This window comes from Streptomyces sp. NPDC001530 (genome assembly GCF_042894545.1).
GTDB lineage: Bacteria > Actinomycetota > Actinomycetes > Streptomycetales > Streptomycetaceae > Streptomyces.
The window spans coordinates 139426-150570 of the sequence record NZ_JBIAVS010000026.1; the positions used below are offsets into that span (position 1 = coordinate 139426).

General features: G+C 69.8%; 10 protein-coding genes. 6 read left to right on the forward strand and 4 right to left on the reverse strand.

The annotated features are described in order from the left end of the window. Nucleotides 1-8: 8 nt before the first annotated feature. The 3 genes from ACFY0T_RS41250 (at nt 9) to ACFY0T_RS41260 (ending at nt 759) form a co-directional block, all read left to right on the forward strand. Nucleotides 9-158: a hypothetical protein gene (locus tag ACFY0T_RS41250; protein WP_388883213.1), complete on the forward strand. Its 150-nt coding sequence runs from the start codon at nt 9-11 to the stop codon at nt 156-158. A gap of 30 nt (nt 159-188) precedes the next feature. Beyond that, entirely contained in the window at nt 189-362 is a 174-nt protein-coding gene (locus tag ACFY0T_RS41255; protein WP_388883215.1) for a hypothetical protein, read from the forward strand. Between the two features lie 115 nt (nt 363-477). Then, nucleotides 478-759, forward strand: coding sequence for a hypothetical protein (locus ACFY0T_RS41260; RefSeq protein WP_388883217.1), 282 nt, complete (start codon nt 478-480; stop codon nt 757-759). A gap of 250 nt (nt 760-1009) precedes the next feature. Here ACFY0T_RS41260 and ACFY0T_RS41265 read toward each other — a convergent pair whose 3' ends face one another. Further along, complete coding sequence (locus tag ACFY0T_RS41265; protein ID WP_388883219.1) at nt 1010-3076, reverse strand: ATP-binding protein; 2067 nt, start codon at nt 3074-3076, stop codon at nt 1010-1012. Nucleotides 3077-3193: 117 nt separating this feature from the next. On the opposite strand from ACFY0T_RS41265, the gene ACFY0T_RS41270 reads away from it, so the two are divergent. Together ACFY0T_RS41270 and ACFY0T_RS41275 are read left to right on the forward strand one after the other, a co-directional pair. Beyond that, entirely contained in the window at nt 3194-4087 is an 894-nt protein-coding gene (locus tag ACFY0T_RS41270; protein ID WP_388883221.1) for an MEDS domain-containing protein, read from the forward strand. Further along, nucleotides 4084-5058 (forward strand): anti-sigma factor RsbA family regulatory protein, encoded by a 975-nt coding sequence (locus tag ACFY0T_RS41275; RefSeq protein WP_388883223.1) that lies wholly within the window; start codon nt 4084-4086, stop codon nt 5056-5058. Before ACFY0T_RS41270 ends, ACFY0T_RS41275 begins: the two co-directional genes overlap by 4 nt. Here ACFY0T_RS41275 and ACFY0T_RS41280 read toward each other — a convergent pair. The 3 genes from ACFY0T_RS41280 to ACFY0T_RS41290 all read right to left on the reverse strand — a co-directional run bounded on the left by ACFY0T_RS41280 (nt 5036) and on the right by ACFY0T_RS41290 (nt 8222). Then, nucleotides 5036-5761, reverse strand: a complete 726-nt coding sequence (locus tag ACFY0T_RS41280) for a GntR family transcriptional regulator (protein ID WP_388883224.1) — start codon at nt 5759-5761, stop codon at nt 5036-5038. The two genes, ACFY0T_RS41275 and ACFY0T_RS41280, sit on opposite strands and share 23 nt — an antisense overlap. 144 nt (nt 5762-5905) lie before the next feature. After that, entirely contained in the window at nt 5906-7072 is a 1167-nt protein-coding gene (locus ACFY0T_RS41285; protein ID WP_388883226.1) for a serine hydrolase domain-containing protein, read from the reverse strand. 295 nt (nt 7073-7367) lie between these two features. Then, the gene (locus tag ACFY0T_RS41290; RefSeq protein WP_388883228.1) at nt 7368-8222 is read right to left on the reverse strand and encodes a dipeptidase; all 855 of its coding nucleotides are present in this window, start codon (nt 8220-8222) and stop codon (nt 7368-7370) included. Between the two features lie 502 nt (nt 8223-8724). Here ACFY0T_RS41290 and ACFY0T_RS41295 point away from each other — a divergent pair. After that, nucleotides 8725-10785: a restriction endonuclease gene (locus ACFY0T_RS41295; RefSeq protein WP_388883230.1), complete on the forward strand. Its 2061-nt coding sequence runs from the start codon at nt 8725-8727 to the stop codon at nt 10783-10785. Nucleotides 10786-11145: the final 360 nt, after the last annotated feature.

The following is an 11145-nucleotide window of genomic DNA, read 5'->3' on the forward strand; positions in this document are numbered from 1 at the left end:
TGCGTCTGATGCGCGATCCATCCTACGGAGCCTCACTGCTGCCGGCCGCGACCGTCCTGTTCGGCTTCGTCGGCCTCTCCCTCCTGGAGGTGCTGTGGCTGCAGCGGGTGCGGGGGCTGAGCGCCCGCAAGTGGGTGCCCAACTCCACGCGGAATTAGGCACGTTCATCGCCCTTGGCCCGCCCGCTGATGACCTCACGTTTCGGCGACCGCGTCGGCCAAGTCCACGACCCATGGGCCGCTTTCACCGACGCGGTCGGCTACGGGTCGTGGGTCGTGGTGGCGGTGCTGCTGATAGGCGCGGTGGTGGCCCTCGCCCTCTCGGCGCGGGCCTGGCGCGTGATGGTTGCCGGCGGCGCCTGATCGGCACCCCGGTTCCGCCCGACGGCCCAGTGGCGTCCGCCGCGGCTCGCTGACGCCCACATGGTGACATAGCGTCGCGATCAAGACGCCTTCGCCTGTGAATCGAGGAACCGAGATGGCCGTTTTGGTGCACAACCAGGGTGCCGACTGGAACCAGCGGCTCTACGAAACGATCTTCGACCGGGTGATCCCGGACCGTGCGAATCCGCCCCGCGGGCTGATCGCCCACTTCGGCACGCCGCGCGCCGCGGGCGGCTGGCAGGTCGTCGACGTATGGGAGTCGGAGGAGGCGTTCCGGCGGTTCGCGGAAGAGGTGATCTTCCCCGCCGCGCGGGAACTCGGGGCGCCGCCGTTCGAGACGACGGTGACCGAGATCCACAACTCTCTGATCGTGTAGCGGGAGCGGCGTGTACGCGGGTCTTCCCCGGCTCCAGGTTCCGGGGGGAAAGACCTCTGCGTGCGAGCCGAGGGTCCCGCGGCGCCCAGCGCGAGGTGATGCCCGGCTTCGGGAAGATCCCATACAGGTGGGCGCTCACTGTCCGTGGTGACGGATACGGTCGGGCGCCGATGTCCTTGTCGCTCAGCCCAGGTACGACAGTGGAGGCGTACGGGGTGACGCCCCAGGAGTGGCGCAAGGCGCTGTAGCCTCACGGCTGTCGCGGAAGTTCGCCCAGCGCCAGCGTCACCGCCGCGTCCGGCCCCAACTCGTGGCCCTCGCGCACCGCTTCGGCGAACCGGGCGGTACCGAGGATCGTGCGCAACCGGCGTACGTACTCCCTGCGGAAGACGGTCGTCTCGGAGCTGCCGAGCCGGGGGAGCCCGGCCGCGTACCAGAGACGTCTGCTGACGCCGAGGAGCTGGGCGGCCAGCTCCGGCTCACCCCGGCAGGCCTGCGCGGTCACCAGCAGGTCCGTGACGGCCGCCGCGCCGAGCCGGTCGTGCACGCGCCACTTGGCGGCCAGCGCCTCCCGCCCCGTACGCAGCGCCTCGTCCGGGCGGCCCAGACCGATGCCGGAGAGCGAGACGAAGAAGTCGCCCCAGGCCCGCATCCACAGCTCGCCACGTTTCGCGCAGTCCGCGCGCAGCCGCTCCGCCACCGCCGCACACCGCTCGAAGGCGCCCTGACTGGCCAGCAGGTACGCCTGCACGGCGAGCGTCAGCAACTGGAAGAACTCCGCGCCTCCGCCACCCCCGGGCCACTGCGGGGCACTCCCGTACAGCACCGCCGAACGCGCCGACTCCCCGCGCACGGCCAGGCTCGCGCCGGTCAACGGCAAGGCAGGCACGGGTAGTTGGCGCTCCTCGGCGAGCCACACATACGCGGCGCTCACCGACTCCGCGGCGTCCAGGTCGTCGGGTACGACGGTGACCAGGCGGTGCGTCCAGATGGCGAGCGTGTGCTCGGGGCCGAGGTCATGGGCCCGCCGCAGCGCCCGCTCCAGATAGCCGCGCCCCTCCTCGGCGAAGCCGCAGGCGAACCAGAAGTACCAGAGCGTGCCCGCGAGTTCGAGTGCGGTCTCCGGCTCCTTGGCCGCCAGGCACTCCTCCATCGCCAGCCGCAGATTCGCGTGCTCCGCGGTGAGCCGCTCGGCCCACATCCGCTGGCCGGGACCGAGCCACTCGGCCTCGCCCTGCCGGGCGGTCCAGCGGAAGTAGTCCCGATGGCGGCGGCGTACGGCCTCCGCCTCCCCGAGACCGTCGAGCCACTCGGCGCCGAACGAACGGACCGTGTCGAGCATCCGGTAGCGCACCGCCGCGCCGTCGTCCTCGCGGGTCACGATCGACTTCTCGGTGAGCGAGGCCAGCAGGGGGAGGATCTCCTCGGCGTCCAACGGGCCGCCGTGACAGACGAATTCGACCGCCTCCACGTCCCAGCCGCCCGCGAACACCGACAGGCGCGCCCACAGCAGCCGCTCCAGCGGGGAGCACAGCTCATGGCTCCAGCCGATCGCCGTGCGCAGCGTCTGATGGCGCGCCAGGCGCGGCCGGGCGGGCGAGACGAGCAGGTCGAAGCGGGAGCCGAGGCCCTCCAGGAGCCGGTCGAGGGGAAGGCCGCGCAGCCGGACCGCGGCCAGTTCCAGGGCCAGCGGAATCCCGTCGAGACGGGCGCAGACCGCGGCCACGCTCGCCCGGTTGGCGTCGGTCAGCGCGAACGACGGCACGGCCGCCGCCGCGCGCGCCGCGAACAGCGCCACCGCGTCGTCCCGTTCACCGAGCGGCAGCGGCGCCACCGTCAGCAGCTGTTCGCCGGGCACCCCCAGCGGCTGCCGACTGGTGGCCAGCACGCGCAACTGCGGTACGCGCGCGAGGAGTTCCCGCACCACGCGTGCGCACTCGTCGAGCACGTGCTCACAGGTGTCGAGGACGAGCAGGGGCGGCGCCCCCGCCAGATGCTCGCAGAGGGCTTCCAGGAGCGGCAGCAGTGTCTGCTCGGTCAGCCGCGTCGCCTGCGCCACGGCGTTGGTGAGCAGATCCGGATTCCGCAGCTCCGACAGCTCCACCAGCCACACCCCGCCCGCGAACGCCTCCCGTGCGGCATGCGCCGCCCGAAGCGCCAGCCGGGACTTGCCCACACCCCCGGGCCCGGTGAGCGTGACGAGGCGGGTGGTGCCCAACAGGCGTGAGATCTCCGCGAGTTCGCCCTCGCGACCGATGAAGGCATTGGCCTCGGCGGGCAGATTCCCTGCCCTGCCGTCGCGTACTGAGGCCGCCATCGTTCCCCCTCACCGGAACCGATGGCGGTCACCTTAACCCCCTCACGCCGACGCCGCGTCAGGCGTAGCGTGGAAGCGTCCCGGCACACCGAGTGGCGACCTTGGGGGGTGCGGGGGATGACCGTCGTACCGGCGCTGCGAGCCGTCGGGCAGATGCGTCCCGGAGACCATCTGCTCCTCGGCTACGACACGGACGAGCAGCGCGAGACCGTACTCGCCGTGTTCCTACTCGACGCGCTGGCCTGCGGGCAGCGCGGGCTGGTGCTGACGCCGGGGGACATTCCGGCGGGCCTGGCCCTGTCCTTCCTGGAGGCGTACGGCTGCCCCGTGGACGACGAGATCGCGGCCGGGCGGCTGGCCGTCGACCCGCATCTGGCCACGCCCGAAGGGCTGTGGGACCTGGACGAGGTGATCCGCCGTGAGACGCGCCGCGCGGTCGCGGACGGCTTCCTCGGCCTGCGCGTCAGCATGGAGGTGCTGCGCGGCAGGGCGGACAAGGGCCTGAAGATGCTGCACGACAGCGAGCTCCTCCTCGACCCCGTCTTCGCCTCCCTGCCCGTGCTCGGCATCTGCCAGTACGATCGCCGCGTCTTCGACGAGGACGAGCTCGCACCGCTCGACGTGCTGCACCACGGCAGGGTCGCGGCCGACCTCATCTGGCACGACGAACTGCTCTCCATCACCCGCACCTTCGCCCCGCCCGGCCTGGCCCTCGCCGGGGAGATCGACGACACGAACGTCACCGCCGTGGCCCGCGCCCTGCACGCCGAGACCACGCGCGCCCGCGGTCGCACCGCGAACGGCATCCGCACCCGCCTCGACCTGCGCGACCTGCGCTTCGTGGACGTCGGCGCGCTGCGCCTGCTGGTCTTCTCGGCGCTCGGCCTGTACGCGTCCGGCGGCACGCTGGTCCTGTACGGCGTCGCCCCGCACATCCAGCGGGTGATGCGGGTGACCGGCTGGGACCGCGTGCCCGGCCTGCGCATGGAACACGGAGACGAAGCACCATGAGCCGCACCGGGTTCGTCCACCAGGCGCTGTGCTACGGCTCGGACGACGAATTCCTCGAAGGAGCCCTGGAGTTCGCCCGCGACGGCCTGGCCGCGGACGACGCCGTCCTGGCCGTCGTCAGGGACCACCACATCGCCCTCCTCGAAGAGGCCCTCGGCCCCCGCACCGGCGACGTGGCGTTCGTCGACGCCGGCGACTGGTCCGGCTGTCCCTCCCGCACCCTGAGCCAGTACCACGCGTACGGCGCCGACCACGGCACCGACCGCCGCGTCCGGGTCATCGGCGAACCCGTCTGGGCGGGCCGCACGGAGTTCGAGGTCCGCGCGTGGATGCGCTGCGAGTCGCTGCTCAACGTGGCCTTCGCGCACTCCGCCCACTGGATCCTGTGCCCCTACGACACCCGCACAGTGCCCGCCGACGTCGTGCGCACGGCGACCCGCACCCACCCCGAACTCGCCCTCGGCGCCCGCACGTCCGCCCCCAGCGGTCACGATGCCGACCCGGCCGACTTGTCCGCCGAACGCGACGCCGCCCGCGCGTCGGCCCCGCTGTCCGACGCCTGTGACGTCATCCGCTTCGCGCGCGGCGGGTCGGCGGCCGTGCGCGCCGCTCTCACCGCGTACGCCCGCCGTTCGGGAATGCCCGAGCGGCGGACGTACGACATGGTGGCGGCGGTCCACGAGGCCGTGGTCAACGCCGTGCGGTTCGGCGGCGGGGGCGGTGTGCTGCGGCTGCGCAGCGACCCCGACTACGTGATCTGCGAGGTCGCCGACCACGGCGCGCCCAACTCCGCGACGCTCGCGTCGTTCCCCGGCCGGCTGCTGCCCGACGCACGGGCTGCTGCCGGCCACGGGATGTGGGTGGTACGGCAGTTGAGCGATCTCGTCGCTGAAGACCTCGGGCCCACGGGCTCCACCGTTCGCATGTACTTCCGCCGCCCCGGTGACGTCAACCGGCCGCCGGCAGGGTGAACTCGTAGACCAGGGCGTCCTGTTGCGCGTCCACCATGAGGTCGGTGATCTCCAGCGGGCGGTCGTACTGGTCGTGCACGCGCCGGGTGACCCGTACGGACTGCGGGAGCCGGGTGATCGAGTCCCGGTGGTGCAGGGTCAGGCCCGCCTTGCGCATCCAGTCGTAGGCCCGGCGCAGCTGCGCCGACGCGGTGCCGTCCGCGCGGTCACGGTAGCGGGCCAGCTCCTCGACCTCGGTCACCGCGACCGCGGAGAAGGACGTCACGGCCGTCCGCAGCCCGCTGCCGTCCGCCGCGGCCGACTCGTAGCGGTGGACCAGCGTCGGACGCCGCGGGGCGAGTCCGAGAGCCTGGGCGTGTTCCGGTGGGGGAGCCTCCCAGTTCACGGTGGTCCGCTGGACGGCGCACGGTTCGGCCGGGTGGGCCCCGACGGGGAAGTCGAGGGACGGGACGTGCTCGGCGGTGGAGCCGGGCAGTGTCGCGTGGCTGCCGCGCCGGTCGGTGGAGACCAGACCGCCACGCCGCAGCATCTGCAGCGCCTGCCGTACGGTCTCCCGGCTGACGCCGAACCGGGCGGCCAACTCCCGCTCCCCGGGCAGCCGTTCACCGGGCGGAATGGAACCGTCGCGCAGCTCGCCGAGCAGTTGCGTGGCGATCCGCGCGTAGAGCGGCTCGTGGTCGGATGGGTGGGTGGTGCGGGCCATGTCCGCGCCTCCTGCCTGGTGACAAGACGTAGCCGTGCGGGCTCATTGCGGCACCACATCTAGCATTGGTCTAAACCACCGGGAAAGGGCGGCCGGGCACTTCGGCCGATTTCAGCCCGTACCCTCCGCGCGGCGCGGACGCGCTCACAGCGCGCTGTACAGGGCGTCGACGAGCGCCATCTTCCTTGGGTCGTCGGCGATGTGCGGGCCCATGCGGTTCATGACGTACCCCAGGGAGACGCCCGCTTCCGGGTCGGAGAGACCGCAGGAGCCACCGAACCCGTCGTGTCCGAAAGCCCTCGGGTTGGGCCCGTACGAGCCATTGGCCCCGCTCAGCCACAGCCCGAGCCCGACCTCCGTCTCGCTCTCGAACCCGGCGCCCAGCACCAGGTCACGACAGCTGCCCTGCCCCTCGCGCACCCGCTCGGCGGCCTGAGGCGAGAGCACCTGCCGGGAGCCGTACGCGCCCCGCAGGGCGAAGATCCCGTACAGCGCGGCGACCGCGCGGGCCGTGCCGTGGCCGTTGGCGGCCGGGATCTCGGCGGCCCGCCACTGCGGTGTGTTGGCCTCGGCGGCGCCGACGATCGGATTGGTGAGGGCGGCCACCGCCGCGGGCGCCAACTGCGCGAAGATCGCGGCCTGTTCACTGCTCGGCGCGGCCGGCGGATGCACCAGCTCGGCCGCCCGGTCGGCCTCCTTCTCCGGCAGCCCCATGGTGAAGTCGATCCCGAGCGGCCCGGTCACCTCCCGCTCCAGGAACGCGCCCGGCAGCAGCCCCGAAACCCGCCGCACCACCTCGCCGACCAGGTGGCCGAACGTGAGCGCGTGATACCCGGACCGCGAACCGGGCTCCCACCAGGGCTCCTGAGCCGCGAGGCGCTCGACGGTCACCTCCCAGTCGCAGAGCTGCGCGAGCGTGTGCGGCTCACGCAACCCGGCCAGCCCCGCCCGGTGCGACAGCAGATGCCGTACGAGGACGGACTCCTTGCCCGCCGCCGCGAACTCCGGCCAGTAGGTGGCCACCGGGGCGTCGAAGTCGAGCAGCCCCCGATCGGCCAGGATGTGCGCGCACAGCGAGGTCGGCCCCTTCGACGTCGACCACACGTTGACCAGCGTCTCCCGCTCCCAGGGACGGGTGCGGGCCGCGTCGGCCCAACCGCCCCACAGGTCCACCACGGTCTCCCCGTCGAGCGTGACCGTGACGGCCGCGCCCAGTTCACCGCGGTCGCGGAAGTTCTCCTCGAACGCGGCGCGCACCGCCGAGAAGCGCGCGTCGCAGTGGCCTTGAACGTCAGGTGCGTGCTGGGGCATGGGACCTCCGTCATGCGTCCGCGGATGGACCCGGTCAGGATCCGGGCCCGTTGAACGTACCGACTGGTCGGACTGGAGGGAAGCCGCAGGACGGCATGGGTCGTGCGCGCGCGGAGCCGTGCCCGCCGCCCGCTGCCCGCCGTCCTGTCCACGGTCGTGCCGGAGAGGACGGCGGGCACAAGGGGCCGCCTAGGTGAGGAACAGCGAACCGGTGGGCTCCTGATGGCCCGTGACGGTGTGCGCAACACCTCGGCGAAGGTATCCTCTTTGGGTGCTGGCTAGGTTGCGGCCCGAGCTACTGCCACACCAGCGTGGCGGCGCGGCGGAAGTTGCCGCCCAGGATCGCGGTGACGGCGTCGGCGGGGTATCCCCGGGAGAGAAGCGCGTCTTCGACAGTCAGCAGGCCCTCCGGGGGCATGAAGTTGATCGGCCCCCAGCGGGTGTAGCAGTCGGGGAACAGCTCAGGGCTCTGTTCGAGCATCGCATTGAAGTCCTGGTGGTCGAACGGGTAGTCGGTCGACACTCCGACGTGTTCCGGGCCCACGAGATCGACGGCGTAATCGATGTGCCGTACCAGCGCGTCGACGGTGGCGTGGTTGGGGCCGAGGAAGATCCCGACACCGGTGATGCCGATGACCCCGCCCGTGGCGGCACACTCCTTGGCCTGCTCGTCGGTGATGTTGCGGGGGTGGTCCCACACCGAGCGCATGCAGGAGTGGCTGTAGATCACCGGATGTTCGGAGACCTCGCACATGTCCAGCCCCGTACGGGCGCCGCAGTGCGATCCGTCCGTCACCATGCCGACGGCGTTCATCTCCCGTATCAGCGCCCGGCCGTAGGCGGTGAGCCCCTCGTCGACCTCCTCCAGGCAACCACCGCCGGCCGCGTTGCGGTTGTTGTAGCTCGGCAGCATCGTGCGGACACCAAGATCGTAGAAGTGGCGCACCCGGTCCAACTGGCCATCGAGTGGACCGGAATCCTCCAGGTCGAAGGCCACTGCCACGTCACCCGCACGCGCAGCGGCTTCGACGTCGTCGATGCTCGCAGCCAGCCGCAAACGGTCATCCGCCGCGATCCGCGCCCGCCAGCTCACAATTAGGCCGGTGACGTCATCGGCGCTGTGGGGAACGTAGCCCACGTTCACCGACACGAAGCTGCCCCCCCGGTCTGCGGTAGCGGGCCAGTTCGCCGACATCCGCGTGCTGCTCCAACGGCAGGCAGCAGTGCTGCTCCCACAGCAAGGTCGGGCGGCGCGGTCCTGAAGATCCGTTCGACATGGTACGCATCATGCCCGTGCCTCACCGGCCCCAGACTCGGCAGCGGGGGCTGAGGCCCAGCCAGCCTGCCCCTCCTTCAGACCCCGGCCACAGGAACGACAGATTGATCCTTGTCAAGCCTCGTTCACAGTCCTTTCTGCGACTGGTGCACCCTGCGGGATCAACGTTGGGAAAGGCGACCGTTTGGGCACTGCGGCCCGGAGCGGTCTTGGCTACCCTCCAGTCAGGTTGACCTGCGGGGATGACCCGAGCATGTGGCCTTTGACGAGTGGATATGCGAGACGGCAATTGCTGGATAGAGTCGTCTGGTTACAACTGGTTGTGGGGACAACCAAGCCTTTCGGCTGCCAACGTCCTGGGGAGGGCCTGCAGCACATGAGTCGTCGCTCTACTGGTTTTGTCGGCGTCTGGGCTGAAATGCAACGGCAGCAGCAGCGCCAGTTGGAAGCCGAAGCCAGACAGCGCAGACAGCAAGAACAGCAAGCGCGGGCCTACCAGCGGCGAGCTGCCCAGAGCCATCGCGAGTACAGGCAGGCAGAGGCGCTACGTCGCACGGAAGAACTGGAAGCGCAGGTTGCGTCGCTGCAAGGTCTTGTCGCCTCGGGTTGTCAGGTTCCGGCTTTCAGGGCTTCCTCTCTCATGCGACCTGAGGAAGTCCAGCCCTTCGCTCCAGGAGCATTGGCGCAGCCCGTGCCCATGCCGGATTTCAATCACTACCAAACGCAGAGCGGCTGGACTGCGAGTCGCCGGGCCCAGGCGCAGGCCGAAGCACGGGCGCGCTTCGAGCGGGACTGGCAGGCTGCCCAGGCCGCGGAGGCTCACCGACAGCAACAGCTGGCGTCGTACCAGCGGGAGTACCAGCAGTGGGCCGATGCTCAGCTGGCTGATGTCCGGCGGCACAACGCCGGCGTCGTCGCGATAACCGACGGCGTAAGGCGCCAGGATCCCGATTCCGTGATCGAGTACTTCTCCGCCGCCCTCTACGCCTCAACGGCATGGCCGGAAGGTTTCCCACGCCAGGTGGCAGCAGCCTACGACCCGGCAGCCCGGCAATTGGTGCTGGATTGGGAGTTGCCCGCCTACAGCATCGTGCCGGAGGTCAAGGCCGTTCGGTACATGTCCGGGGTCGACCAGGACAAGGAGACTCCCCGCCCAGTAGGCCAGCGTCGCGCTCTGTACAGGGAGGTTCTCGCGCAGTGCATGCTGCTTGTTCTGCACGAGCTGTTCGCCGCAGATGAGCTGGGTGCGCTTGAGTCAGTGGCCTTGAACGGTTTCGTCGATGGGCATGACCCTACGACGGGCCGACCGGGCCATATCTTCCTCGCAACGGTCATGGCCTCGCGCTCGTCGTTCCGTGACCTTCACCTGGTGCAAGTGGATGCAGGTAGTTGCCTGTCTGACGCACTCCGCGGGCAGCTCTCGGCTCGACCGGACCAACTCACACCAGTACGGCCAAGTCGGCAGCCGCAGGATGTCGGGAATCGCGTTGTCGCCCACGGCAGCGATGAGGAACCAGACCTGTACGACATGGATCCGATTGCCTTCGAGAATCTCGTTGCCGACCTCTTCCGCGCCATGGGCATGCAGGCGGTGACCACCCAACGCTCCAACGATGGCGGTGTGGACGTCGACGCACTGGATCCGGCACCGATCCGAGGCGGCAAGATCGTCGTGCAGGTGAAGCGCTACCGAAACACGGTGCCGCCCACCGCTGTGCGTGATTTGTACGGAACCGTGCAGGACGCCGGCGCCAACAAGGGTGTCCTCGTGACGACGTCAGGGTTCGGCCCTGGCTCACACACCTTCGCCAACGGCAAGCCGCTGGAACTAATCTCGGGCCCTGAACTCGTCGACCTGCTGCATCGCCATGGGTTGCGTGGGCGGCTGGGAGAGGGCGGTCGGCAAATCTCAGCACAGCCGACGGCCTCGAGGCCGGACACTCGGCTGCCAGACGATTACAACGTCTTGGGCATGTCATGGACCGGAAGTGTCGCCTTGGACGTGTGCGCTCTCGTCTGCCGTGGCAACCGCGTCCTCAGTGACGATCACTTCGTCTTCTTCAACAACCCTCAGACGCCGGACGGCTCAGTGCGTGCTCTTCCCGCCACTGCACCTGACAAGGCTGCGATCTGTGTCTCTTTCGACGGGTTGCCAGATGAGGCTGACCGGTTCGTACTGGTAGCCGCCATCGACCCAGAGGTCAACCCGGACGCCGACCTCTCTGGTTTCACGGACGCCTGCATCCGCCTGCTCAACCCGGGGCTGGCTGAGCTGGGACGCCTTGAAGTCTCCGACGGCCGGCCGCGCGAAACCGCCTTGGTACTCGGGTCCTTCCGCCGAAGGGAAAACGGAGACTGGGACTTCGTGCTGGGCGGTAAGGGCTACACGGGCGGTCTGGAGGAACTCGTTCAGGATTTCGGCATCGAGGTGGATTAGATCCACTTGGGGTCCCGACGGTGCTGCGCTGGATGAGGGCTGTGAACGTGGCTTGATGAACCATGTCAAGCCGTGCTCACAGACCGTTTCCAACAACCCTCGGGATGTCCTAGGGGCCGGGCGCAATACCACAGCGAATGCAGCCTTCTGCCAACGATGCTGCGCCAGAAGGGGCCTTACCGCTTCGAGCTACGGCCGGACCGCCTTGGAGAAGGGCAGGAGAAGGGCACAACTGTCTAGTCCCAGGTGATGTTTGACGTTCTGATCCCAGTTGATGCTTGACGGTGGGCCTAGACAACATCAGGTACTTCTTGGGGCTTGTTCGCCTTCACGTTGCGGACGGGGATGTCGGTGGTGCGC

Excerpts from the sequence above, each read along its gene's own strand:
- ACFY0T_RS41250 (WP_388883213.1), top strand. The coding sequence starts at position 9 with ATGCGCGATCCATCCTACGGAGCCTCACTGCTGCCGGCCGCGACCGTC.
- ACFY0T_RS41255 (WP_388883215.1), top strand. The coding sequence starts at position 189 with ATGACCTCACGTTTCGGCGACCGCGTCGGCCAAGTCCACGACCCATGG.
- ACFY0T_RS41260 (WP_388883217.1), top strand. The coding sequence starts at position 478 with ATGGCCGTTTTGGTGCACAACCAGGGTGCCGACTGGAACCAGCGGCTC.
- ACFY0T_RS41265 (WP_388883219.1), bottom strand. The coding sequence starts at position 3,076 with ATGGCGGCCTCAGTACGCGACGGCAGGGCAGGGAATCTGCCCGCCGAG.
- ACFY0T_RS41270 (WP_388883221.1), top strand. The coding sequence starts at position 3,194 with ATGACCGTCGTACCGGCGCTGCGAGCCGTCGGGCAGATGCGTCCCGGA.
- ACFY0T_RS41275 (WP_388883223.1), top strand. The coding sequence starts at position 4,084 with ATGAGCCGCACCGGGTTCGTCCACCAGGCGCTGTGCTACGGCTCGGAC.
- ACFY0T_RS41280 (WP_388883224.1), bottom strand. The coding sequence starts at position 5,761 with ATGGCCCGCACCACCCACCCATCCGACCACGAGCCGCTCTACGCGCGG.
- ACFY0T_RS41285 (WP_388883226.1), bottom strand. The coding sequence starts at position 7,072 with ATGCCCCAGCACGCACCTGACGTTCAAGGCCACTGCGACGCGCGCTTC.
- ACFY0T_RS41295 (WP_388883230.1), top strand. The coding sequence starts at position 8,725 with ATGAGTCGTCGCTCTACTGGTTTTGTCGGCGTCTGGGCTGAAATGCAA.